This is a genomic window from Campylobacter sp. CFSAN093233 (genome assembly GCF_011068165.1).
Taxonomy (GTDB): domain Bacteria; phylum Campylobacterota; class Campylobacteria; order Campylobacterales; family Campylobacteraceae; genus Campylobacter_D; species Campylobacter_D jejuni.
On record NZ_JAAMWY010000004.1, the window covers coordinates 39,011 to 64,212 of the forward strand.

General features: G+C 30.8%; 26 protein-coding genes. 17 read left to right on the plus strand and 9 right to left on the minus strand.

What is annotated here, in order from left to right; all coding sequences use genetic code 11:
- Window position 1 precedes the first annotated feature (1 nt).
- From FBF15_RS02275 to FBF15_RS02345, 15 genes are all read left to right on the plus strand, one after another.
- On the plus strand, window positions 2-1,060 hold the full coding sequence (locus tag FBF15_RS02275) for an LptF/LptG family permease (protein ID WP_038816961.1): 1,059 nt from the start codon (window positions 2-4) through the stop codon (window positions 1,058-1,060).
- Between the two features lie 43 nt (window positions 1,061-1,103).
- Window positions 1,104-2,312 (plus strand): diaminopimelate decarboxylase, encoded by a 1,209-nt coding sequence (gene lysA / locus FBF15_RS02280; RefSeq protein WP_165434544.1) that lies wholly within the window; start codon window positions 1,104-1,106, stop codon window positions 2,310-2,312.
- 1 nt (window position 2,313) lies between these two features.
- Window positions 2,314-3,081: an HAD-IIA family hydrolase gene (locus FBF15_RS02285; RefSeq protein ID WP_002894777.1), complete on the plus strand. Its 768-nt coding sequence runs from the start codon at window positions 2,314-2,316 to the stop codon at window positions 3,079-3,081.
- Window positions 3,069-4,142 carry a prephenate dehydratase gene (pheA, locus tag FBF15_RS02290; protein ID WP_002858741.1) on the plus strand — a complete coding sequence of 358 codons (1,074 nt, stop codon included), beginning with the start codon at window positions 3,069-3,071 and terminating at the stop codon, window positions 4,140-4,142. The genes FBF15_RS02285 and pheA overlap by 13 nt, the downstream gene beginning before the upstream one ends.
- Window positions 4,132-5,226 (plus strand): histidinol-phosphate transaminase, encoded by a 1,095-nt coding sequence (gene hisC, locus FBF15_RS02295; protein ID WP_038816963.1) that lies wholly within the window; start codon window positions 4,132-4,134, stop codon window positions 5,224-5,226. Before pheA ends, hisC begins: the two co-directional genes overlap by 11 nt.
- Window positions 5,227-5,277: 51 nt before the next feature.
- Window positions 5,278-6,960: a flagellar basal-body MS-ring/collar protein FliF gene (gene fliF / locus FBF15_RS02300; RefSeq protein WP_165434545.1), complete on the plus strand. Its 1,683-nt coding sequence runs from the start codon at window positions 5,278-5,280 to the stop codon at window positions 6,958-6,960.
- The gene (gene fliG / locus FBF15_RS02305; RefSeq protein ID WP_002854670.1) at window positions 6,960-7,988 is read left to right on the plus strand and encodes a flagellar motor switch protein FliG; all 1,029 of its coding nucleotides are present in this window, start codon (window positions 6,960-6,962) and stop codon (window positions 7,986-7,988) included. Before fliF ends, fliG begins: the two co-directional genes overlap by 1 nt.
- A gap of 7 nt (window positions 7,989-7,995) precedes the next feature.
- Complete coding sequence (fliH, locus tag FBF15_RS02310; RefSeq protein WP_038816964.1) at window positions 7,996-8,826, plus strand: flagellar assembly protein FliH; 831 nt, start codon at window positions 7,996-7,998, stop codon at window positions 8,824-8,826.
- Window positions 8,819-10,666 carry a 1-deoxy-D-xylulose-5-phosphate synthase gene (gene dxs / locus FBF15_RS02315; protein ID WP_038816965.1) on the plus strand — a complete coding sequence of 616 codons (1,848 nt, stop codon included), beginning with the start codon at window positions 8,819-8,821 and terminating at the stop codon, window positions 10,664-10,666. Before fliH ends, dxs begins: the two co-directional genes overlap by 8 nt.
- 85 nt (window positions 10,667-10,751) lie before the next feature.
- Window positions 10,752-11,162, plus strand: coding sequence for a peroxide-responsive transcriptional repressor PerR (perR, locus tag FBF15_RS02320; protein WP_002854244.1), 411 nt, complete (start codon window positions 10,752-10,754; stop codon window positions 11,160-11,162).
- Between the two features lie 45 nt (window positions 11,163-11,207).
- On the plus strand, window positions 11,208-12,404 hold the full coding sequence (locus FBF15_RS02325) for a hypothetical protein (RefSeq protein ID WP_002860308.1): 1,197 nt from the start codon (window positions 11,208-11,210) through the stop codon (window positions 12,402-12,404).
- Window positions 12,405-12,406: 2 nt separating this feature from the next.
- On the plus strand, window positions 12,407-13,114 hold the full coding sequence (ubiE, locus tag FBF15_RS02330; RefSeq protein WP_002859428.1) for a bifunctional demethylmenaquinone methyltransferase/2-methoxy-6-polyprenyl-1,4-benzoquinol methylase UbiE: 708 nt from the start codon (window positions 12,407-12,409) through the stop codon (window positions 13,112-13,114).
- Complete coding sequence (gene xseA, locus FBF15_RS02335; RefSeq protein ID WP_002859429.1) at window positions 13,111-14,274, plus strand: exodeoxyribonuclease VII large subunit; 1,164 nt, start codon at window positions 13,111-13,113, stop codon at window positions 14,272-14,274. Before ubiE ends, xseA begins: the two co-directional genes overlap by 4 nt.
- A gap of 9 nt (window positions 14,275-14,283) precedes the next feature.
- A complete protein-coding gene (gene serC, locus FBF15_RS02340; protein WP_002860307.1) occupies window positions 14,284-15,360 on the plus strand; it encodes a phosphoserine transaminase in 1,077 nt (358 codons plus the stop codon).
- Window positions 15,357-15,707, plus strand: a complete 351-nt coding sequence (locus FBF15_RS02345) for a RidA family protein (RefSeq protein ID WP_052774583.1) — start codon at window positions 15,357-15,359, stop codon at window positions 15,705-15,707. Before serC ends, FBF15_RS02345 begins: the two co-directional genes overlap by 4 nt.
- Here the strand turns inward: FBF15_RS02345 and FBF15_RS02350 are convergent.
- The 6 genes from FBF15_RS02350 to FBF15_RS02375 all read right to left on the minus strand — a co-directional run bounded on the left by FBF15_RS02350 (window position 15,704) and on the right by FBF15_RS02375 (window position 18,997).
- Window positions 15,704-16,678, minus strand: coding sequence for a beta-ketoacyl-ACP synthase III (locus FBF15_RS02350; protein WP_002869731.1), 975 nt, complete (start codon window positions 16,676-16,678; stop codon window positions 15,704-15,706). The genes FBF15_RS02345 and FBF15_RS02350 overlap by 4 nt on opposite strands.
- Window positions 16,671-17,657, minus strand: coding sequence for a phosphate acyltransferase PlsX (gene plsX / locus FBF15_RS02355; RefSeq protein WP_002860304.1), 987 nt, complete (start codon window positions 17,655-17,657; stop codon window positions 16,671-16,673). The genes FBF15_RS02350 and plsX overlap by 8 nt, the downstream gene beginning before the upstream one ends.
- Window positions 17,658-17,662: 5 nt before the next feature.
- A complete protein-coding gene (gene rpmF / locus FBF15_RS02360) occupies window positions 17,663-17,809 on the minus strand; it encodes a 50S ribosomal protein L32 (protein ID WP_002858674.1) in 147 nt (48 codons plus the stop codon).
- 23 nt (window positions 17,810-17,832) lie between these two features.
- Window positions 17,833-18,186 carry a hypothetical protein gene (locus FBF15_RS02365; RefSeq protein WP_002857618.1) on the minus strand — a complete coding sequence of 118 codons (354 nt, stop codon included), beginning with the start codon at window positions 18,184-18,186 and terminating at the stop codon, window positions 17,833-17,835.
- Window positions 18,187-18,600 (minus strand): nucleoside-diphosphate kinase, encoded by a 414-nt coding sequence (gene ndk / locus FBF15_RS02370; protein ID WP_002854376.1) that lies wholly within the window; start codon window positions 18,598-18,600, stop codon window positions 18,187-18,189.
- Window positions 18,601-18,712: 112 nt separating this feature from the next.
- The gene (locus FBF15_RS02375; protein WP_052803980.1) at window positions 18,713-18,997 is read right to left on the minus strand and encodes a 4Fe-4S dicluster domain-containing protein; all 285 of its coding nucleotides are present in this window, start codon (window positions 18,995-18,997) and stop codon (window positions 18,713-18,715) included.
- Window positions 18,998-19,203: 206 nt separating this feature from the next.
- Here FBF15_RS02375 and FBF15_RS02380 point away from each other — a divergent pair, with 206 nt between their 5' ends.
- Window positions 19,204-19,800: a peroxiredoxin gene (locus tag FBF15_RS02380; protein ID WP_002854219.1), complete on the plus strand. Its 597-nt coding sequence runs from the start codon at window positions 19,204-19,206 to the stop codon at window positions 19,798-19,800.
- 118 nt (window positions 19,801-19,918) lie between these two features.
- Window positions 19,919-21,007: a flagellar biosynthesis protein FlhB gene (flhB, locus tag FBF15_RS02385; RefSeq protein ID WP_002857279.1), complete on the plus strand. Its 1,089-nt coding sequence runs from the start codon at window positions 19,919-19,921 to the stop codon at window positions 21,005-21,007.
- 5 nt (window positions 21,008-21,012) lie between these two features.
- Here the strand turns inward: flhB and motB are convergent, their stop codons facing one another.
- Genes motB through polA form a run of 3 tightly spaced genes read right to left on the minus strand, consistent with a single transcriptional unit; the run spans window position 21,013 to window position 25,190 of the window.
- A complete protein-coding gene (motB, locus tag FBF15_RS02390; RefSeq protein ID WP_002854333.1) occupies window positions 21,013-21,756 on the minus strand; it encodes a flagellar motor protein MotB in 744 nt (247 codons plus the stop codon).
- 2 nt (window positions 21,757-21,758) lie between these two features.
- Window positions 21,759-22,535: a flagellar motor stator protein MotA gene (gene motA, locus FBF15_RS02395; protein WP_002869732.1), complete on the minus strand. Its 777-nt coding sequence runs from the start codon at window positions 22,533-22,535 to the stop codon at window positions 21,759-21,761.
- Between the two features lie 15 nt (window positions 22,536-22,550).
- Window positions 22,551-25,190: a DNA polymerase I gene (gene polA / locus FBF15_RS02400; protein WP_052803981.1), complete on the minus strand. Its 2,640-nt coding sequence runs from the start codon at window positions 25,188-25,190 to the stop codon at window positions 22,551-22,553.
- Between the last annotated feature and the right edge of the window lie 12 nt (window positions 25,191-25,202).

Consider the following 25,202-nt stretch of genomic DNA (forward strand, 5'->3'; position numbering starts at 1 on the left):
GATGTGGATATTTTTTCGTTTTATTTCAGGGATTTATTTAAAAAATTTTTTTATTATATTTTTTTCTTTACTTGGTTTTTATTGCGGTATTGATTTACTCTTAAATTTTAAAGATCTACCAAAAGCCGCAAATCTTGATTTGCTTTATGTTATGTTTTTATCTTTTTCGGCAGTGCCTTATGTATTACCCATTTCTTTGATTTTTGCTTTGGTAGTTTCTTTGATTTCTATGATCAGAGCAAATGAATTTGTAAGTCTTTATGCGTTAGGACTGAGTAGAAATTATGTGATTTTATTTCCTTTTTTATGGGCTTTATTTTTTTGTTGTATTTATATAGGATTGAATTTTACTTCTTTTGCTTATGCAAATGATTATAAGAGAAATATTTTAAAAAATGGCACTATTATGAATCAAAGTGGAGAAGTGTTTTTGAAATTTAACAATAATTTTGTTTATATTTCAAAGATAAACAATGGACAAAATAGTGCTCAAAATATAAAAATTTTTAATATTAATGATTTAAATTTAAGCTCTTTTGTAAGTGCTAAAAATGCCCATTTTGAAGGTGAAAGCTGGATTTTGCGAGATGGTAATATTACATTATTACCTAAAAATTATGAACTTGCTAATGATGGTTTAAAGATACAAGATTTCTCCGAGCTTAAATCACTTGAGGGTTTTAAACCAAAGATTATAGAAGGGGTTGCTAGTAATAGTGATTATTCAATATCTGATGCACTTGAAAGTTTTGAGCTTTTTAAGGCACAAAATGTCAATACAGATACTCTTAAAATCAATCTTTATAAATTTGTTTTTACTCCTTTTTTTGCACCATTTTTAATGCTTGTTATGTATTATTTTTTTCCTGTAATAGCAAGATTTTTTAATCTTGCTATTGTAACTTTTGTAGCTTTTGTAGTGACTTTGATGATTTGGGGAGTCTTGTTTTTGCTTACTAGATTAAGCGAAAATAGTGTGATTGCAAGTGAAATTGGCATTGTAGTGCCTATTATAATTTTGGGTTGTTTAAGTGCTTATATGTATTATAAGCATCGATAAATTAAGCTTTGTGTAGTAAAATTATAAAAATTAAAGGTTAAATATGGATTATAAACAATTAAAACAAGAATTTAATACCCCTTTTTATATTTACAATTTTGATTTCATAAAAGAGCGTTTTTTAAATCTCAAAGAGGCTTTTAAGGCTAGAAAATCTCAAATTTTTTACGCTGTAAAAGCCAATTCAAATTTAAGTTTGTTGCAAATGCTTGCAAATTTAGATAGTGGATTTGATTGTGTGAGTATAGGCGAGGTAAAGCGTGCCTTAAAAGCAGGAGCAAAAGCTTATAAGATTATTTTTAGTGGAGTAGGAAAAACCAAAGAAGAGTTAAGACAAGCTTTAGAATATGATATTTTATATATTAACCTTGAAAGCGAAGCTGAAATGATGCTTTTAGAAAGTGTGGCTAAAGAACTTAATCTAAAGGCAAGAATCAGCATTCGTGTTAATCCAAATGTTGATGCAAAAACTCATCCTTATATTTCTACAGGATTAAATGAAAATAAATTTGGTGTCGAAATTGATATAGCAAGAAAAATGTATCTTTATATAAAAAATTCATCTTTTTTAGAGCCCGTTGGAGTGCATTTTCATATAGGTTCGCAACTTTTAGATATTTCTCCCATTCATGAAGCAGCAGCCATTGTTGCAAAACTTGTAAGAGAGTTAAAAGCCTTGCAAATCGATCTTAAATTTTTTGATATAGGCGGTGGTTTGGGTGTGGCTTATGAAAAAAATGAGTGCGAACCTGATCTTTATGATTATGCACAAGGTATATTAGCACAACTTCATGGGCTTGATTTAACTATAGGAATGGAGCCTGGAAGGTATCTAGTTGCTAAAAGTGGAGAATTTGTTTGTTCAGTGCTTTATGAAAAACAAAATAAAACCAAGCGTTTTGTTGTAGTAGATGGAGCGATGAATGATCTTATACGCCCAAGTTTATACGAGGCTTATCATGAAATAATCTTACCTTATAATCAAGCCCAAGAGAGTTTATGTGATGTTGTAGGTGGAATTTGTGAGAGTGGAGACTTTTTTGCTAAAGCAAGGTCTTTGCCTAGCACTCAAAGTGGTGATATAATGGTTATTAAAAATACTGGAGCTTATGGTTTTAGCATGAGCAGTAATTACAATACTCGTAATAAAGTTTGCGAATTAGCCCTTGAAGAAGGACAGGTAAGATTGATCCGTCAAAGAGAAAATTTTGAAGATCAAATCGCTTTAGAAGAGAAATTTTTAAAGGCTTAAAATGTTTTTTTTAGATGTTCAAGGGACTTTAATTTCTGATCATGATAAATCTTTAATCCATGGTGCTAAAGAACTGATCGATTTTTTAAATGCAAAAAATCTTCCTTATCTTATCATCACTAACAATACAAAAAAACTTGATTTTTTAGAAAAATTACAGCAAAAAGGATTGGCTATAAAAGAAAATGCTTATATTGATCCTTTCAGCGTTTTAAAACACCTTTTAAGACCTTGTAAAGTTGCGGCTTTTGGTGCAGATGAGTTTGTAAAAAGTCTTGAAAATCTTGGTTTTGAGCTCGATTTTGTAAATCCTAGTGCTGTGCTTGTGGCTAGTTATGATGATTTTAAATTTAAAGATTTTGCCACTATGATAGAATTGGCTAGAAGAGAAGTTAGATTTATAGCTATGCACGAAACTAGTATTTATAAAAAAGATGGTAGGCCTTATCCTGGTGTAGGTAGCATTATGGCTATGCTTAAAAATGCTATTGATTTTGAATACGAGGTTGTGGGTAAGCCTAGCATTGCTTTTTATAAAGAAGCTTTAAATTTAATAAGAAGACAAAATTCAAAAATCGATTTTGAAGATATTAAAATCATTAGTGATGATTTTAGGGGTGACTTGCTTAAGGCAAAAGAACTTGGCATGAAAACCTTGCTAGTTTTAAGCGGCAAGATAAGCGACACAAAAGGGCTTGATACGGATTTGCTTGATGGAGTTTATCCTAGTGTTTTTGAGTTTTTAAAGGATCTAAAATGCCAAATTTAGAAGAATTTAGAAATAAAATCGATGCGGTTGATGATAAAATTTTAGATCTTTTAAATGAAAGAATGACTTATGTTAAAAGTATAGGTGAGCTTAAGCAAAGTAGTGGGGGAAGTATTTATCGTCCTGAGCGTGAAAGAGCCATTATCAATCGTTTAAAAAATGCAAATTTAGGACTTTTAGATCAAAATGCCATAGAGGCAATTTATCAAGAAATTTTTGCAGTTTCAAGAAATTTAGAAATGCCTCAAACTATAGCTTATTTAGGGCCTGAAGGAACTTATACACATCAAGCAGCAAGAAGTCGTTTTGGTGCGATGAGTCGTTATATAGCCTTGGCCAATATCGAAGATGTTTTTAAAGAGTTAAGCAACAAAGAAGCAAAATACGGTGTTGTACCTATAGAAAATAATACCGAAGGTGCAGTGGGCATTACTTTAGATTGTCTAGGTAAGTATAATGAGCTTAAAATTTTTGGCGAAATTTATATGGATATTCATCATTCTTTTGTAGGAATTAATGAAAATTTAAAAGAAATCAAACGCATTTATTCGCATCCGCAAGGTTATAATCAATGTCGTAAATTTTTAGAAAGTCATGAACTTAGTGCTATAGAATTTGTTCCTTCAAAATCTACAGCTAATGCAGCTTACCTAGCTTCGCAAGATAAATATGCGGCAGCAATTTGTTCTAGAATAGCGGCTAAGCTTTATAATGTGCCTGTACTTTTTGATAAAATAGAAGATAATGCAGCCAATAAAACAAGATTTTTAATTTTAAGCGATATTAAAAATCCTAAAATGCCAAATTGTAAAACTTCTATTTTAGCACACACAGCACATAAACCTGGGGGGCTTAGCTTTTTATTAGAGCAGTTTAAAAAAGAAAATATCAATCTTACTAAGCTTGAATCTCGCCCTGTAAAATCAAAAGAATTTTTACACAGTTTTTATATAGATTTTGAAGGGCATATTGATGATGAAAATGTAAAAAAAGCCTTAAAAGATATACAAGAGATTGTTTGGCTTGGATCTTATTTATCAGGAGAAAAAGATGAAATTTAATGAATTTTTAAATCATTTAAGCAATTATGAACCTGGAAAAGATATAGAAGTTATTGCTAAAGAATATGGCGTTAAAAAAGTGATAAAATTAGCAAGCAATGAAAATCCTTTTGGCACGCCACCAAAAGCTATAGAATGTTTAAGACAAAATGCAAATAAAGCCCATCTTTACCCTGATGATAGTATGATAGAACTTAAAAGCACATTGGCTCAAAAATACAAAGTTCAAAATGAAAATATCATTATCGGTGCAGGTAGTGATCAAGTGATTGAATTTGCTATACATGCTAAGTTAAATTCTAAAAATGCTTTTTTGCAAGCTGGAGTTACCTTTGCTATGTATGAAATTTATGCCAAACAATGTGGTGCAAAGTGTTATAAAACTCAAAGTATTACTCATAATTTAGATGAGTTTAAAAAACTTTATGAAACGCACAAAGATGAAATTAAACTTATTTTTTTATGCTTACCAAACAATCCTTTAGGCGAGTGTTTGGATGCAAGTGAGGCGACCGAGTTTATTAAAGGTGTAAATGAGGATTGTTTAGTTGTGATTGATGCAGCTTATAATGAATTTGCAAGTTTTAAAGATAGCAAAAAACATTTAAAACCTTGCGAATTGATTAAAGAATTTGACAATGTACTTTATTTAGGGACTTTTTCTAAGCTTTATGGATTAGGAGGTTTACGCATTGGTTATGGTATAGCTAATGCTAATATTATTAGTGCATTTTACAAGCTTCGTGCGCCTTTTAATGTGAGTAATCTTGCTTTAAAAGCAGCAGTTGCAGCAATAAATGATGATGAATTTGCTAAAAAAACTTTAGAGAATAATTTTTCTCAAATGGAACTTTATAAAGAATTTGCTAAAAAACATAATATCAAAATCATTGATAGTTATACAAATTTCATCACTTATTTTTTTGATAAAAAAAATAGTACAGATTTGTCTGAAAAATTGCTTAAAAAGGGTATAATAATAAGAAATTTAAAAAGCTATGGTTTAAATGCTATACGCATTACTATAGGAACATCTTATGAAAATGAAAAATTTTTTACAGAATTTGATAAGATTTTAAGATAGATAAATCAAATAAAAATATGTAAAATTCGCTAAACTAAGGGATGAGAATTAATGGATTTTAAAAATATGCTTCATCAAATTGGGCAACTTTATCAAAATTTAACTCGCAAGCAGCGTATAGTGATTGCTGCATCTATTGTAGTAGTGGTTGGGTTTTTGGTTTTTTTAGCTTTATTTCGTGGAAGTGGTAGTAATGCAAATAATGGATATGCAGTTTTAGTTGAAAATGTAAGCCCAAGTTCTTCTGCTGCAATTGTAGCTACACTTGAACAAAATAATATTCCCTATAAATTAGAAAGTGAAAATAAAATTTTAGTTCCACAAGATCAGGTTTATCGTCAAAGAATGTTTATTGCAAGCGAAGGTCTTATAAAAGATAGTCGCGTGGGTTTTGAAGCTTTTGATACTCAAGCTTTTGGAGCTACAAATGAAGAGCAAAAGGTAAAATACCAAAGAGCCATAGAAGGCGAACTTGCAAGAACTATTGAGACTTTAGAACCTATTCGTAGCGCTGTTGTACACATAGCATTTCCTAAAGATAGTGTTTTTACCGAAAGGCAAATTCCGCCTACAGCTTCAGTTGTTGTTAATGTTCGCGAAGGCTTAAAGCTTACTAGAAAACAAATTGATGGTATAAAAAATATTGTTTCAGCGGCAGTTCCAAAACTTACTAAAGAAAATGTTAAGATTAGTGATCAAAGTGGTGTGCCTTTAGATGAGCAAGAAGCATATGAAGATGACTTGGTTCGTGCGCAAATTAAATTTAAAAGTGATCAAGAAAAAGCTTTAGAAGATAAGATTATAGAAAATTTAGCTCCTTTTGCAGGTGGCATGGATAAAGTAAAAGTGAGTGTAAATATAGATTTTGATTTTTCCAAGCAAGAATCTCAAAGTGAAATTTATGATCCAAATCCTATAGTGCGTAGTGAGCAAACTTTAAACGAGGAAAGAACAGGTAGAAAAGATCCAGAAATTCAGGGTGTTCCAGGTGCTGTTTCTAATATAGGTCCTGTTGAAGGACTTGACAATAAGGGTCAAATTGACACTTATAAAAAAAATCAAGTTACTACAAATAATGAACTTTCTAAAACTATCACAAATACCAAAAAACAATTTGCAACAGTTTTACGCACTTCAGCAGCTGTTACTATAGATGGAAAATATCAAGATGTGGTTGATGAAAATGGGGATGTGAAAAGCGAATATGTCCCATTGACTAAAGAAGAGCTTGCAAGTGTTGAGAGTATAGTTAAAAATACTATTAATTTTAGCGCTACTAGAGGTGATAGTGTTGTGGTGCAAAATTTACCATTTCATCGTGAGTCGATTAGAGTTGAGAGTAAAGTTAAAACTTTTTACAATCGTTTTGTTGAGCCATTTATTCCGCCGGTTAAATACTTTATTGCAGCGATTTTACTTTTTATTTTTTACAAAAAAGTTATTGCTCCATTTACTCAAAAAATGCTTGAAGATGTCGCAGCACAAGAGGAAATGCAGCAAGGTCCAAATGCTGTTTTAGATGATGCTGAAGATGCTTTAGAGAAATTTAATGCAGCAAGGAAAAAAGTTGAAGAACAACTTGGTTTTGGGGATAACTTCAATGAAGATTCTATCCAGTATGAGGTTTTGCTTGAAAAATTGCGTGGTTTGGTAAGTGATAAAGGTGAGGAAATTGCAGCACTTTTGCAAAACTTAATTCAAAATGATAGCGAATTTGGCGAAAAGGATATGTGATGATAAAGCTAAGTGAAGAACAAAAAATGGTCTATGATGATTTATCGATGCCTGAGAAGGTAGCAATATTTCTTATACAACTTGGCGAAGATGCAACAACTTCTGTGTTTTCACATATGGAAATTGATGTAATCACAGAAATTTCACGTTATATTGCTATGGCTAAAAATGTTGATAGATCTGTAGCTACTGCAGTTTTAGAAGAATTTTACACTCTGCTTCAATCAAATCAATATATTAAAAGTGGTGGTTTGGAATATGCTAAAGAAATACTTTTTCGTACTTTTGGACCAGAGATTGCAAATAAAATTCTTGAAAAACTCACTAAAAGTATGGAGAATAATCAAAATTTTGCTTATTTGGCGCAAATTAAACCACAGCAACTTGCAGACTTTATTACCAAAGAGCACCCACAAACCATCGCTCTTATTTTGGCACACATGGATTCTATTCATGCGGCAGAAACTTTAGAGTATTTTAGCGATGAATTAAGGGCTGAGGTGGTTATAAGAATGGCAAATCTTGGCGATATTTCTCCAAGTATTATTAAAAGAGTTTCTGCAGTGCTAGAAAGCAAGCTTGAAAGTCTTACCTCTTATAAGGTTGAAGTGGGCGGCCCAAGAGCAGTAGCAGAAGTGCTTAATCGTTTGGGTCAAAAAGCAAGCAAATCAACCATTACTTATATTGAACAAAGTGATGAACGCTTAGCAGAGACTATTAAAGAGCTTATGTTTACTTTCGATGATATACAAAAACTTAGCACTCAGGCTATAAGAGAAATTTTAAAAGTAGCCGATAAGCGTGATTTAATGATAGGTTTAAAAGGTGCAAGTGAAGAGTTAAAGCAAAAATTCTTAGCCAATATGTCTACGCGTGCAAGCGAAGCTTTTCTTGAAGAAATGGGTTTTTTGGGTGCTGTGCGTGTTAAAGATGTTGAAGATGCACAAAGAAAGGTTGTTGAAGTGGTGCAAAAACTTGCAGAACAAGGTCTTGTTCAAACAGGCGATGCGGATGAAATGATAGAGTAGGTGAGAGATGGTTAATCGTAGCAATGTAATTTCTGGTGGGGCTTCTGATCAGCATGTTGTTGAAGGATATCGTTTTAAAGTTATTTCAGAATTTGATAATCATACAGGTGAAAAAAAACATACTCAAACTCCAGATGAAGAAAATGCTAATATATCTTTAAATGACGAAAAACCAGTCGAAGAAAATCAAGTCATTGCCTCTACGCAAGCTGTTATGGAAACTCAAATTCCAACATTTCAACCAAGCTTTGTTGAAGATTTGCTTAAAAAAACAGATGAAATGTCAAGCAATATTATTAAACTTCAAATGCAAATAGAAAGCCAAGAGAATGAATTTAATAACCGCTTAAATTCAGAACTTGAAAATGCTAAAGAAAAATTTGCCAAAGAAGGTTATGAGAAAGCAAAAGAAGAATTTCAAAAAGAATTGAGTGATTTTAAAGATAAGTATTTAAAAAGTATAGCCAAACTCGATAATGCTTGCGAAAATCTTGAAAATTTCATAGAAAAAAATGAGAAAGAATTAGCAGATACTGCTATAGATATCGCTAAAGAAGTAATCTTAAAAGAACTTGAACTAAATTCAAGTAAGATAGCTTATGCTTTGGCTAAAGATTTAATCGGCGAGCTTAAGGGTGCTAGTGCAATTGAGCTTAAGGTTAATGCAGAGGATTATGAGTATTTAAAAGAGCAATTTGATCAGAATGCTCACATTAAAATAAGTCTTGATGATGCAATTAGCAAAGGAAGTGTTGTTATTATAAGTGACGCAGGCAATATAGAATCCAATCTTAACTCTCGTCTAACTAAAATTAAAAAAATGGTGAATAATGAGTAAAAAATTTGCCCATACTCAAGAAGAGTTAGAAAAGCTAAGTTTAAAAGAATTAGAAAATTTAGCAGCATCTATGCGTGAAAAAATCATACAAGTTGTGAGTAAAAATGGTGGGCATTTAAGTTCAAATTTGGGTGCTGTAGAACTTAGTATAGCAATGCATTTGGTTTTTGATGCAAAAAAAGATCCTTTTATTTTTGATGTGTCGCATCAGTCTTATACACACAAGCTTTTAAGCGGAAAAGAAGAAATATTTGATACTTTAAGACAAATCAATGGTTTAAGTGGTTATACAAAACCTAGCGAGGGAGATTATTTTGTAGCAGGGCATTCTAGCACCTCTATTTCTTTGGCAGTAGGTGCTTGTAAGGCTATTGCTTTAAAGGGTGAAAAGCGTATTCCTGTTGCTTTGATTGGAGATGGTGCTTTAAGTGCGGGTATGGCCTATGAGGCTTTAAATGAATTGGGTGATTCTAAATTTCCTTGCGTAATACTTTTAAATGATAATGAAATGAGTATTTCAAAACCAATTGGAGCAATTTCAAAGTATCTTTCTCAGGCTATGGCAACGCAGTTTTATCAAAGTTTTAAAAAGCGTATTGCTAAAATGTTGGATATATTACCTGATAGTGCTACTTATATGGCTAAGCGTTTTGAAGAGAGTTTTAAACTTATTACTCCTGGGCTTTTGTTTGAAGAATTAGGGCTTGAATATATAGGGCCTATTGATGGACATAATTTAGGTGAAATTATTTCTGCATTAAAACAAGCAAAAGCTATGCAAAAGCCTTGTGTGATACATGCTCAAACCATAAAGGGTAAAGGCTATGCTTTAGCCGAAGGAAAACATGCTAAATGGCACGGGGTGGGAGCTTTTGATATAGATAGTGGAGAGAGTGTTAAAAAAAGTGATACTAAAAAATCTGCTACTGAAATTTTTTCTAAGAATTTGCTTGATTTAGCCTCAAAATATGAAAATATTGTTGGGGTTACGGCAGCTATGCCAAGTGGAACAGGTCTTGATAAGCTTATAGAAAAATATCCAAATCGTTTTTGGGATGTGGCTATTGCAGAACAGCATGCAGTAACTTCTATGGCCGCTATGGCAAAAGAAGGATTTAAACCTTTTATTGCAATATATAGCACTTTTTTGCAGCGTGCTTATGATCAAGTGATCCATGATTGTGCGATTATGAATTTAAATGTGGTTTTTGCTATGGATAGGGCAGGGATAGTAGGCGAAGATGGGGAGACGCATCAAGGTGTTTTTGATCTTAGTTTTTTAGCTCCTTTGCCAAATTTCACTCTTTTAGCCCCAAGAGATGAACAAATGATGCAAAATATAATGGAGTATGCTTATTTACATCAAGGACCTATTGCTTTTCGTTATCCTAGAGGGAGTTTTATTTTGGATAAAGAATTTAATTCTTGTGAGATAAAACTTGGTAAGGCGCAATGGCTTGTAAAAAATAGTAGTGAAATTGCTTTTTTAGGTTATGGACAAGGTGTGGCAAAAGCGTGGCAAGTTTTAAGAGCCTTGCAAGAAATGAATAATAATGCTAATTTGATTGATTTAATTTTTGCTAAACCTTTAGATGAAGAGCTTTTGTGTGAGCTTGCTAAAAAAAGTAAAATTTGGTTTATTTTTAGTGAAAATGTTAAAATTGGCGGTATAGAAAGTTTAATTAATAATTTTTTACAAAAATATGATTTGCATGTAAAAGTTGTTAGCTTTGAATATGAAGACAAATTTATTGAACATGGAAAAACAAGTGAGGTGGAAAAAAATCTAGAAAAAGATGTCAATAGTTTGTTGACGAAAGTTTTAAAATTTTATCATTAAATAATAAAAAATATTATTTAATATAAACTTCTTTTAATAAAAATTTTATTATTATTTTTACTTAAAAAAGTAAGGAATAAATAAAATGGAATTACTACAAATGCTTAAAAAACATGAGTTAAAAGCTACTCCGCAAAGACTATGTGTTTTAAAAATTTTAAAAAGACATGAGCATCCTAATATTGATGAATTATATACAGAAATTAAAAAAGAATACCCTTCAATCTCTTTAGCGACGGTTTATAAAAATCTTAATACTTTACAAGAACAAGGTTTAGTTGTTGAAATCAATGTTTTAAATCAAAAAACTTGTTACGATATCTATGAAGAAGAACATATTCATGTTGTTTGCGCCAAATGTGGTGGTATAGAGGATTTAAGTTTTAAAGATGCTAAGCTTTATGAATATCAAGAGCATTTAGAAAAAAAGATAGGCAATCTCGTCAATCATCTGTCTGTTTGTGCTTATGTTGATAGTTGCAAAAAGTGTCATTAAGCAAAATAAGGTTAAAATAACCCATATATTTTAAGGGTTATTTTAATGGTTTATGAAATTCAAAAAAACTTTTTACTATCTGATTGCACTCTTTTAGAGAATTTAAAAAAAGATAATATACCTTTTCGAAATTCTAAATTTGAAACTTTTTATACTCAAATAACTTCAAATCATAGTGTTAAATTTCAAAGTTTTTGCAATGAATTTTATAAAATTACAAAATTTAATAATTCAATTTTAGAACAGAATCAAGAAGAGAAAATTTCTAAAAAAAAATTTGAAAAAGCTCGAAAAAAGATTATAGGAAAGAGTATTAAAAAAGAACGCTTCGAATTTAAATTTTGCTCTTTAAAAAGTTATATTGATATTTATGAAGAGCCTAAAATTTGTATTTTAAAAATATTTTTTCCAACTTTGGATAGTTCCAATGAATTTAAAATTCCTAAAGATTTTAAAATTCAAAAAGAATTACATCATGATTTAAATTCTAAACATATCGTTTTATATGGTTTTGAATATCAAAATTTTGATATAGAGAAATATTTTAAAATTATAGAAAAAAATCAGAATTTTAGCTTGGATTTTCCAAATTATATTAATGCTTATGATGGATTTAGAATTTTTTTATTTTATTTATTTAAAAAATTAAAATTTTATTGGACTTTATCTTTAGAGAGAAAAGATAAGCAAAGTTTATGCGAATTTTTATTTTATTCAAGAAGCTTGTATATAGTTTTATCAAGTATGAATACTATTTTAGATAAAAATTTGAGTAATATTTTGGCTTTAAAGTTTAAAGATATAACGAAAAAAACTCAAGATATTTTAGCAAGTGAAAATTCAAATCAAGATTTATTGCTATTTTTAAGCGATGAAAAAATCCAAGATTTGTTTAATGATTTTGATTTTTTCATAAAGGAAAATTCTTTTTATGAAGGCGATTGCAAAGATAGGTTTTTTAAACAACTTGTTGCGTTAGAACTTAGAAAAAAAATTATTTTATTTAGAAAAAATATACTAAAAAATTTTGATTTAGAGCTTTTTGAAAATAGTTTTTTTGAATTGGCAATATTTTTAGAATATTTTTATCGTTTTTTAGAGATAAAAAATTTAAACAAACTTTATGAAAAATATTGCAAAGATAGGGATAAAAATATTTTTTCGAAAATAATCAATAATAAAAATAAATTTTGCAAATTGCTTAAAAAATCAAGTAAAAATTTGAAAATTTACAAAGGATAAAAATGCAAAAACAAGAAAAAATTATAGAAATGTTTAATCAAATTGCACCTACTTATGATAAGGCGAATAGAATTTTAAGCTTTGGAGCTGATGTAGCGTGGCGTAAAAAAGCTTGTCAAAGAGTGATGAGTTTGTATTTAAAAAAAGATTTAAAAATCGCTGATATTGCCTGTGGCACAGGGGATATGATAGAGATTTGGCAAGAGAGTGCTTTAAAAATGGAAAAAAATATTCTAAATATTAAAGGTATTGATCCAAGTAGTGGCATGCTAAATGTTGCAAAAGAAAAATTTCCAAATGTCGAATTTATAGAAGCAGGGGCGCAAAATTTACCTTTAGAAAGTCAAAGTTTAGATATTTTAAGCATTAGTTATGGCATTCGCAATGTTGTAGAAAGACAAAAAGCCTTAAGTGAATTTGCTAGAGTACTTCAAAAAGATGGTATTTTGGTAGTTTTGGAATTTACAAAAAGAGAAAAGGGTGGATTTATAGCAGCTTGTAGAGATTTTTATCTTAAAAATATTTTACCAAGTATAGGTGGGATAATCAGTAAAAATAAAAGTGCTTATGAGTATTTGCCAAACTCTATTGAAGGATTTTTAAGTAAGGAAGAGTTCATCTTAGAACTTAAAAATGCTGGTTTTGAAATACTTGATTATAAAAGTTTTAGCTTTGGCGTGAGTTCAATGTTTATAGCAAAAAAACTATGACACCAACAGAATTAAATCTTAAAGCAAAGGCTTTATTAGAAACACATTTTGATGATATAGTTTTAAGTGGAGAAATTTCAAAAATTACTTTGCATGGTTCAGGACATTGGTATTTTGATTTAAAAGATGAAAGATCAAGCATTGCTTGTGCTATGTTTAAAGGAGCTAATTTAAAAGTCGGATTTAAACCAGCTGTGGGGAATTTTTTAGAGCTTTGTGGAAGTGTAAGTTTATATCCTGAAAGTGGTCGTTATCAATTTATCGCTACTAGTATGAAAAAAGCAGGTTTTGGGGATTTGGAAGCACAGTTTTTGGCTTTAAAAGAGCGTTTGCAAAAAGAAGGACTTTTTGATCCACGCTTTAAAAAATCTTTGCCAAAATTTCCTAAAAAAGTAGGCATTATCACTTCAAAAACTTCTGCTGCTTTGCAAGATATGTTAAAACTTATTCACCAAAAAGAATATTTTTTGGCAAAAATTTATATTTTTGATGCTTTAACTCAAGGAAATAATGCTCCTTTTTCTCTTATACAAGCTTTAAAAAAAGCCGATGATATGGATTTAGATGTTCTTATTATAGCACGTGGTGGAGGAAGCAGAGAAGATCTTTTTTGTTTTAATGATGAAAATTTAGCAAGAGAGATTTTTAAAGCAAAAACTCCTATTATTTCAGCCATAGGACATGAGATTGATTATGTTATTAGTGATTTTGTTGCAGATTTTAGAGCTCCAACGCCTTCAGCTGCTATAGATACTTTGTTTTATTCTAAGTTGGATATAGAGCAAAGTTTGGATTTAATGGAAGAAAAATTAATGCAACTTTGGAATTATAAAATACAAAATTATGAAAATTTGCTTTTAAATTTAAGCAAATTTTTCAAATTTAATTCTTTGCCAAAAATAATAGATGAAAAAATAAAACAAAGCCATAATATAGAAAAGCAATTAAATCATCTATTGGCAAATCAAATGCGTTATAATGAATTAAAATTAGATAAATTGCAAAATGCTTATTTGCAACATGAGAATTTTTTTAATAAAAGCAAAAAGTTTATTTGTATCAGAAAAAATGGTAAAATAGCAAATTTAGAAGATCTTAAGAGTGATGATATCGTTATTTTAAGTTCTCAAACTTCTCAAAAAGAAGCAAAAATTTTATAAGGATAGATTATGAGAAAAATCAATTTCAGTGCAGGGCCATCGACTTTACCTTTAGAAATTTTAGAGCAAGCTCAAAAAGAACTCTGTGATTATCAGGGTAGGGGTTATTCTATAATGGAAATTTCTCACCGCACAAAAGTATTTGAAGAAGTGCATTTTGGAGCACAAGAGAAAGCTAAAAAACTTTACGGGTTAAATGATGATTATGAAGTATTATTTTTACAAGGTGGAGCAAGTTTACAATTTGCTATGATTCCTATGAATTTGGCTTTAAATGGGATTTGTGAATATGCAAATACAGGAGTTTGGACAAAAAAAGCAATTAAAGAAGCACAAATTTTAGGTGTCAATGTTAAAACCGTAGCAAGTAGCGAGGAAAGTAATTTTAATCATATTCCTAGAGTGGAATTTAGAGATAATGCTGATTATGCTTATATTTGTTCTAACAATACTATTTACGGCACTCAATATCAAAATTATCCTAAAACTAAAACTCCTTTGATTGTGGATGCATCGAGTGATTTTTTTTCTAGAAAAGTAGATTTTTCAAATATTGCTCTTTTTTATGGCGGAGTGCAAAAAAATGCTGGAATTTCGGGTTTAAGTTGTATTTTTATCCGTAAAGATATGTTAGAAAGATCTAAAAATAAACAAATTCCTAGTATGTTAAATTATTTGACTCATGCTGAGAATCAGTCCTTGTTTAATACGCCTCCAACCTTTGCCATTTATATGTTTAATCTTGAAATGGATTGGCTTTTAAATCAAGGCGGACTTGATAAAGTACATGAGAAAAATTCTCAAAAAGCTGCTATGCTTTATGAGTGTATTGATTTAAGTAATGGATTTTATAAAGGACATGCAGATAAAAAGGACAGATCTTTAATGAATGTGAGTTTTAATATTGCTAAAAATAAAGATTTAGAGCCTCTTTTTGTAAAGGAAGCCGAAGAAGCTGGAATGATAGGACTTAAAGGACATAGAATTTTAGGAGGAATTCGTGCAAGTATTTATAATGCGCTTAATTTGGATCAGGTAAAAACCTTGTGTGAATTTATGAAAGAATTTCAAGGAAAATATGCATGATAAAGCGTTTTGATGAGTGCGATAGAATGTCGCAAATTATTGTTTTTGATAAATATTTTAAGACTGCAGGACAAGTGGCTTTTGAACCTAGCGGAGATATTAAAAAACAAACCAAAGAAGCACTTGCAGAACTTGATGCTTTGTTTGAAAAAATAGGCGCAAGCAAAGGAGATTTGATTCAAATTCAAATCTTGTTAGCTAATATGCAAGATTTTGATGCAATGAATGAAATTTATGATGCTTGGATTAAAAATTATCCTAAACCTGTTAGAGCTTGTGTAGGAAGTGCTTTAGCAGAGGGTTATTTGGTAGAAATTCAAGCTTTTGGAAAGCTAAGAGAGAATTAAAAATTCTCTCCTCCAAATTTTAAAAGCGCAGATCCCCAAGTAAAACCACCGCCAAAAGCATCTAGTAAGATCAGATTTCCTTTTTTAAGTCGTCCTTCTTCATAGGCATCATTCATTGCCATAGGTATAGAAGCAGCTGAAGTATTGCCATATTTTTGTACGGTAATCACACATTTTTCATCGCTTAGATTGAGTTTTTCTTGGACGGCTTTAATGATGCGTAGATTAGCTTGATGAGGAATAAAAAGATCAATTTCTTGTGCTAAAATGTTATTTTTAGCTAAAATTTCTACAACATCATTGCTAAGCGTGTTTACTGCTATTTTAAAAACTTCATTGCCTTTCATTTGCATAGAAAGTGTTTGACATAGACTTGATTTTTGCGATCTTTGAGTCATTAAAAGATCTCCATAATTACCATTGCTTGCAGTATGTACATCAAGGATATGATTTTCATTGTCCAAACTTACAACTCCAGCACCCGCACCGTCTCCAAAGAGTATGCAAATGCTTCTGTCATTGTAATCCATAATTGAACTTGTTTTTTCAGCTCCTACGATTAAAACATTTTTTTTCAAACCACTTTCTACTAAGGCTTTAGCTTGTTCAAGCAAATAGATAAAACCAGAACAAGCTGCTGAAATATCAAAAGCACTAATATTTACAAGTCCTAAATTTGAAGCAATTTTACAAGCCGTTGAAGGCATAGTAAAATAATCAGGACTTAAAGTGGCTACAAGAATCGCATCAATATCTTCAGGTTTTAAATTTGCTCTTTCTATGGCTTTTAATGCAGCTTTTGTGCCCAAATCGCTAGAATTTTCATTTTCACTAGCAATGCGTCTTTCTTTAATACCTGTGCGTCTAGTGATCCATTCATCGGTGGTATCTACTATTTTTTCAAGATCAGCATTGCTTAAAATTTTTTCTGGAATATAAGAAGCTATACTTTTAAGACCGGCTTTAAGCATTGTATTTCCCAAGTTCATTTTCTATAAGTTCATTGATATGAGATTGGCTAAAATTTATAGCTTGAAAAATTGCATTTTTAATAGCTCTAGAATCACTTTTTCCATGACTTATGATCACGCAGCCATTAACTCCAAGAAGGGGTGCTCCGCCATATTCTTGCCAATCTGTGTGTTTTTTTAATTTTTTAAAAGATGACTTCATAAGTAAAGCACCTATTTTAGAAATAAAAGATTGCTTTACTTCGTTTTTTAGAAGCTGAAAAATAGCTGTTGCTACACCTTCACAAGCCTTTAAGATAACGTTTCCATCAAAACCATCGCAGACTAAAACATCTATTTCACCATTGAAAATATCTCTACCTTCAGCATTACCTATAAAATTTGGAATTTTTTTCATAAGCTGATGACTTTCTTTGGTAAGTTCATTGCCTTTGCATTCTTCTTCACCATTAGAAAGTAAAGCAAGGCGTGGTTTTTGAATTTGCATAATTTCTCTAGCATAAACTTCACCCATTATGGCAAATTGAAATAAATTTTCAGCTTTACAATCTGTATTAGCTCCAACATCCAAAAGTAAAGTTCTGTTAACGATATTTGGCATTAAAGTGGCAATAGCAGGTCTTGAAATACCTTTAAGTCTTCCAAGCCTTAAGGTAGCCAAAGACATACTTGCTCCACTATGACCCGCTGAAACTACAGCATCTACTTTTTTTTCTTTTAATAAATTAATAGCTTTGTATATGGTTGTTTCTTTATTTTTTAAAGCATCTGTGGCATTTCCATTCATCGAAAAAATTTCACTAGCTTCTTCGTATTGTATATATTGTTCTAATTTTTTTGGTATTAAAGGTTTTAGAATTTTAGAATTTCCCACTAAGATAGCGTTAAAAGGTTTTGCTTCTAGTGCCTTTAAAACGCCTTCTATAATGGGTTTTTCTCCAAAATCACCACCCATTGCATCAATGGCAATGTTAATCATTGATTTTAATATTCCTTAGTTGTTGGATTCGCACGGTGAGGCATTTTGTAGCTTCCATCTTTGTCTTTTATAGGCATAGGAAGACTAACTTTATAGTGAGTTCTGCGTTTAGCTGCACGAGTTTTGCTCACTCTTCTCTTTGGTACTGCCATTTTTTCTCCTTTATAAAATTTAATTAATTATTGCAATTTATGCAATAAAAATAATCACTCAAATAAGCTTCAAGCTCACTAATAGCAACTTCTATTAAATCAATATGTCCATCGAAAAATTCTATAGTATTGCTCAATTCGTTTGCTTCATCTTTAAAAATACCATCACTTGCAAAAAGTTCTAAATTTTCTTTAATTTCAAGTTCTAACTCAGTTCCACAACTATCACAAGGTCTATAGATAAAACCTTGCATAATAGCATTTATTTTAACAAGCTTAGGATTTATTTTTACTAGATTTCCCTCAAAAATCATATTTTCAAGATTAAGTTTAAAAGGATATTCCTTTGTATTAATCTTAGAAAAAGGGATTTTCATTTAGCAAATTTCATTTGGTTTAAAGAAAAAATCAATTTCTATTTTTGCATTTTCCAAGCTGTCACTTCCATGAACAGCATTAGCATCAATACTCTCAGCAAAATCGGCTCTAATTGTTCCTGCTTTAGCTTCTTTAGGATTTGTCGCTCCCATTAAATCTCTATTTTTTAATACAGCACCTTCTCCTTCTAGTACAGAAACAACAACAGGACCGCTAATCATAAATTCAACCAAGTCTTTAAAAAAAGGTCTTTCTTTATGAACAGCATAAAAATTTTCAGCTTGTTCTTTACTAAGTTGAACTTTTTTCATTGCAGCGATTCTTAATCCATTGCTTTCAAAACGATCTAAAATTTTTCCTATAACACCTTTTTTAACAGCATCAGGTTTAATTATAGATAAAGTTTTTTCCATCTTTGTAATAACTCCTTATTTTAATAAAGCTTAAAATTATACTTGAATTTGTTTAAAGAAAGTTAAATTAAAAGAAAAAGCTAGGAATCTCTAGCTTTTTAATTTTTTAAAATTATGCAAAAACTGGAGTGTCCCCACTTCTCATATCAGCGCCAATATTATCACGACTTGGTTGTCCTAATTCTACAGCACTCCAAACTATACATCCATCTGTTGGGCAAGCACTGGCACAAGCTGGTTGATCATTATGTCCTACGCATTCAACGCATTTGTTTGCATAAACATAATATCTATCTTCACCTTCTGGATTGTTAGCATCATCAACGATAGCACTCACTGGACACTCATCAATACAAGAACCACAAGCAATACATATATCTGTAATTTTTACAGCCATTTTTTCTCCTTATTTAATATTAAGATTTAAAAGATTTTAGCATAAAATTCTTAAATAATGTAAATTTTGATAATCAAAAATTTACATTATTTGATAATAATTATAACTTTCTTAAATTTTTAATATTATTTTAGATATTTAAAAAAAAATAAAGATTTAAACGATATAATTTCGTTATCAATAAAATTTATTATTTAGGAGAAAATATGATAGTTACTAAAAAAGCTTTAGATTTTACTGCTCCAGCAGTATTGGGAAACAATGAAATTGTTCAAGATTTTAATCTTTATAAAAACATAGGTCCAAAAGGAGCGGTAGTATTCTTTTATCCAAAAGATTTTACTTTTGTTTGTCCTTCAGAAATTATAGCTTTTGACAAAAGATATCAAGAATTTAAAAATCGTGGCATTGAAGTAATTGGAATTTCAGGAGATAATGAATTTTCACATTTTGCTTGGAAAAATACTCCAGTAAATCAAGGTGGTATTGGTCAGGTTAAATTTCCGCTTGTTGCTGACTTAACTAAGCAGATTGCTAGAAATTTTGATGTACTTTATGCAGAAGCAGTTGCCCTTCGTGGTTCGTTCTTGCTTGATGCTGATGGAACAGTTCGCCATGCTGTGGTTAATGATTTACCACTAGGTAGAAATATAGATGAAATGTTAAGAATGGTTGATACTATGCTTTTTACAAATGAGCATGGTGAAGTTTGTCCTGCAGGATGGAATAAGGGCGATGAAGGTATGAAAGCTAACCCTAAAGGCGTGGCTGAATATCTTGGCAAAAACGAAGCTAAACTTTAATTTCTTAGTATAAAGCCTCTTTACGAGGCTTTTTCTTCATTTTTATTCTTTAATTGAAATTCATAAATTTTCTACTATAATTTTACACACATATTAAAATTTTTATTTAGGCTAAAATATGGCAGGCGAAGATCAAGAAAAAACAGAAGAACCCACGTCCAAAAAGATAGAAGATGCGCGTAAAGAAGGTAATGTTCCAAAGTCTCAAGATGCGGCAGCTATTGTAACTTTGATAATTGGAGTAACTATAACTTTATTTATGATGAGTTTTATGGGCGAGAGAATTGTAAATTTATATAGATACTATCAAAGTTTTATTGGTGTTGAATTTGATTTGCGTATTATTCAAGCCATTATGATTAAAAGCATTTTTGAGGTTTTAATTATTCTTGCACCTATTGTTTTAAGTATTATGATTGCTGGGGTTTTGGGAAATATTATGCAATTTGGTTTTATTTTTACAACTAAACCTATTATGCCAAATTTAGGAAAAATCAATCCTCTAAAAGGTTTAAAAAACCTTTTTTCATTGAAAAAAATTGTTGAAAGTATAAAAATTATTTTAAAAGTGGGTATTGTTTTTACTATAGCTTTTATAGTTTTACTTAAATTTATGCAAGAGCTTCCAAGAGTTGAGCTTTATACTATGGTTGCACAGCTTACTTGGCTAAGAGACAGAGCTATTGTTTTAGCAGCTATTGTTATAGTTGCTTTTTTAATTATTGCTGTTTTAGATGTTTTTTTGGTGCGTTTTCAGTATTTTAAAGGTTTGCGTATGAGCAAACAAGAAATAAAAGATGAGTATAAACAAATGGAAGGAGATCCTCAGGTTAAAGGTAGAATTCGTAGACTTCAAATGGAAGCTGCGCGTCGTCGTATGGTTCAAGATGTTGCAGGTGCGGATGTGGTGATCACAAACCCAACGCATTATGCCGTAGCTATTCGTTATGATACAAGTAAAGAACAAGCCCCTAGGGTTGTTGCCAAAGGAGTGGATTTTCTCGCTCTTCGCATAAAACAAGTAGCCTATGAAAATAATGTTGTAGTTTATGAAAATCCTCCTTTAGCAAGAGAGCTTTATAAAGCTTGTGATGTTAATGATCTTATTCCTAGGGAAATGTTTAAAGCTGTAGCTGAGGTGCTAGGATTTGTTTATAATACAAATAATAAGAGTCGTTTAGCTGGTCAAGTAAAAAAAGGAAACTAAAACTTTTAAGGTGCTTTAGTTCCTATTTTATTGATAAGTTCAAGAACTGATTTTTGAGTGCTTGTATCTGCTGTATCGACTTTAAAATATATTTCTACTCTATTATTTTCTAGAGCTTGTGGATTTCCATTGATAGGATTATTAAGCCCGTAGCTTTTAATGCTAATATTTTTCAAATTTGCTCCACCTTCTATAAAATATTTTAATACATTTTCCGCTCTTTGGTAGGCGAGTTCATAACTTCTTATAATAGAGTCGCTATTGTCTGTATAGCCTCTAATTTCTATTTTTGCTTGAGGTGGCAAATATGTTGTTAGCTCAGCCATACGTTTTAAATAATCTTGTATATCAGCTGAAACGATTTGAGCACTACCTCTTTCAAATTCAACTTTAGATGGAAGGTTAAGAGCAACCTGATTATCGCTTTGATCTAGAGCTGCTTGAAGACGTTTGATAGTTTCTTGCTGTGTCATAGTCATTTGTTTTAACGATTTGAGTTCATCGCTTTCTTCTTTTGCTGCGCCTTTATATTTTTCTTGGGTTTTACTCTCTTCTTTGACTGTTTGAGTAGAGGTGTAATCAAAGATTTTAACAAATTCAGTTTTTAAAGCCTCTACTTTAGCAGGATTTGTTTTAGAAATTGCCCAAAGAGCAATAAAAAGTGCCAAAAGCAAACTTAGAAAGTCCGCATAAGGTACAGCCCATTTTTCGCCTGCTGGACATTCTGGGCATTTATGTTTTTTAGCCATTTTTAACCTTTGTCAAATTGTGAAATTCTTGGATCATCGTGACTTAAGAAGTTAAAAAGTTTAGCTTCTAAATCTCTAGGATTAGCACCTTCTGCAATTCCTTTTATAGCTTCAGTAATGACAATTTGCTCTTTTACAAGATCCATTCCATTAGCTTTTAATTTTTTCCCCCAAGGAGCAAAAAGTGCATAAGCGCCAAAAATTCCCGTAACTGTAGCCGTGAAAGCACCTGAAATACCTGCTGCCATTGCTTGAGGATTGTCTAGTAATTTAAGAGCTAAAATAAGTCCAAAAACCGCTCCAACAAGCCCCATGGTAGGACAAGTCTCTCCAAATACTATCCAATATTCTGCACATTCTTTATAATGCTCTTCAAGTTGTTCAGTTTGTATTTCCATGCTTTCATGAATTTCTTCAAAGCTTTTACCATCTACAAGCATCATCATAGCATTTTTTAAAAATTCATTTTCAATCTCACTGGTTCTTGATTCTAACGCTAAAAGACCATCTCGTCTTGCAATAATAGCAAATTCGACTAGCTGGGCTATCCTTTCGGGTAAATTTACTCCAGAACCTTTAAAAACAACTTTGAGTTCTTTGTAGGCTGCTTTTACAATTTTTTTATGCGTAGAAGTCATTGCGCAAAATGCAGCTGTTGGCATAACTATGAGAAAGGAAGAAAGATGCACAACATGCAAAGGATTGCCTCCCTCTAGTATATCTCCTACCGAAATACTAGTAACTGCAAGCACCATTCCTAATATGGTTGAAAGATCCATTAATTATCTCCTTGATTATTTTAAATCGCCCCAATTTTTGGCGATACTTGAACTTGTTTTTAATTTTACTTTTAATTTTACTATATTTTCCATAATATCTCTAGTTTTTTTTACAAAATTTTCACACAAATCGTCTTTTACTTCAAAAATTAATTCATCATGAATTTGTAAAATAAGCTTTTTGTCTTCATTTAATTCTTTATTGATTTCTAGCATTGCAAGTTTGATTACATCAGCCGCTGAGCCTTGTAAGATTGAATTAATGCTTTCTCTTTCATACATGGCAATTTGCATAGGTTTTGCGTTTTCAAAATCAAAATAACGCTTGCGACCGCTTAAAGTAGTGATAAAACCATTTTGTTTAGCTTCGTTTTTAACTTTTTCAAAATATTTCTTAATGCTAGTAAAATTTTCAAAATATTTTTCTATGTAAGATTTGGCTAAATGAGCTTCTATTTTTAAATTTTGACTTAAGGTTTTATAACCCATACCATAAATAAGTCCAAAATTTATACTTTTTGCAACACTTCTGGTTTCATAATTGCTTTCACCAAAAATCATTATTGCTGTTCTTGCGTGTATATCTTCATCATTGGCAAAAGCATTTAAAAGTTTTTCATCTTCGCTAAAATGTGCAAGTATTCTAAGTTCGATTTGAGAATAATCAAGAGAGATAAAACTAAATCCATCTTTAGCTACAAAGCAAGATTTATAATCTTTTGCATATTGTCCGTGTGCAGGGATGTTTTGCAAATTTGGATCCTTAGATGAAAGACGTCCTGTAGCGGTTCCAGTTTGTAAAAAACTTGAATAAATGCGTGAATTTTTATCTTTTAACGCTAGTTTTAACAAAGGTTCGCAATAAGTTGAATAAAGTTTGGCAAGTTCTCTATAATCTAAAATTTTAGCAATTACAGGATGTTTATCTAAAAGTATATTTAAAACTTTTTCATCGGTAGAATATCCTGTTTTTCCTTTTTTTCCGCTTGGGAGTTTGAGTTTTTCAAAAAGTATATCACCCATTTGTTTAGGTGAATTTAGATTAAATCTATCCTCGCAAAGAGTATAAATTTCTTCACTTAAATTTTTGATTTCATTTTCAAATTTTTTCATAAGGATTTCAAGTGCATTTGTATCAAGCTTTATGCCATTTTCTTCCATCATCATAATGATTTTAATGAAATCAAATTCGCAGTTTTTAGCAAGTTCTAATAAAGGAGTTTCAAGATTTTTTAAAAAATAAAGATAAAATCTTAAAGTGATATAAGCATCTTCTGCAGCGTATTTACAAGCTTTTTCAAGTTCTACACTTGCAAAATTTTCTCCTTTTTTAACAAGGCTTTCAAAATGCAAGGTTTCGTAATTAAAAAGTCTTAAGGCTAAATCATCCATATTTACTCTTAAAGAAGGATTTTTAAGCCATGCCAAAATCATTGTATCTGCGTATTTTTGAGGTAAATTTAAGTCAAAATTGTTTTGAATGATTTTAAAATCATATTTGAGATTGTGCCCTATAACAAAATGATTAAAGATTACTTCTATAGCTTTTTTGGCACTTTGCAATGAGATTTGCTCACCTACTCCAAGATAATTATGAGTTAAAGGCACGTAAAAGGCTTCATTTTCATTCATGCAAAAACTAAAACCAACAATTTTTGCTTCTTTAGTATCAAGTCCTGTGGTTTCGGTATCAAAAGCAATAATACTTTCTTTATCAAGGGTATTTAAAATTTCAAAAAGTTTGTTTTCATCTTGTACTAAAGTGGCTTTAAAACCTAAATTTTTATCTTTATTATCAGGATTTTGACGCAGTTTTTTAAGCAAAGTATTAAGTTCGTAATGTTCTAAAATTTCAAGTATTTTTAAAAGAGGTTCTTCATCAGGATAAGTGGCTTTTTCTATGAGATTTTGTACTTCTAAATTGTCATACAAAGAAGCTAATTTTTTGCTTAAAAATGCATTTTCCTTACCCTCTAAAAGCAAGTTACGACTTCTTTCGTTACGTACTAGGGTTAAATTTTCATAAATTCCCTCTATGCTACCAAACTCATCAAGCAAGGTTTTAGCTCCTTTTGCACCTATACCTTTAACGCCTGGAATATTATCAGAACTATCCCCACAAAGAGCTAAAAAATCTCTGATTTGATTAGGTTTTACTCCGTATTTTTCTAAACACGCTGCTTCATCATAGTCGTTTTTAGAAATAGGACTGTAAATGCTTGTTTTGCCATCTTTTATGAGTTGATAAAGATCTTTATCTTGAGTGATAATGCGTACAAAAATATCCCTATCTTCACAAGTTTTTACAAAAGAAGCGATGATATCATCGGCTTCATAACCTTCTTGAGAAACGCTTATAAAACCCATTTTTTCTATCATCTTTATGCAAATTGGAATTTGTTCTAGAAGTTCAGGCGGTGGTGGAGTGCGATTTTGTTTATAGTTTGGATCAATTTCACTACGAAAAGTTTTTCCTTTGGAATCTAATGCAAAAACAATATAATCACTTTTATATTCATTTTTTAAGCTATAAATAAAATTTGCAAAACCGCTAATCATTCCACTAGCTTGTCCTTGTGAATTTTTAAAACCTTTTAATGCGTAGTAAAGTCTGAAAAAAAATCCAAAAGTATCAATAATAGTTAAAGTTTTCATAATAATTTCTTC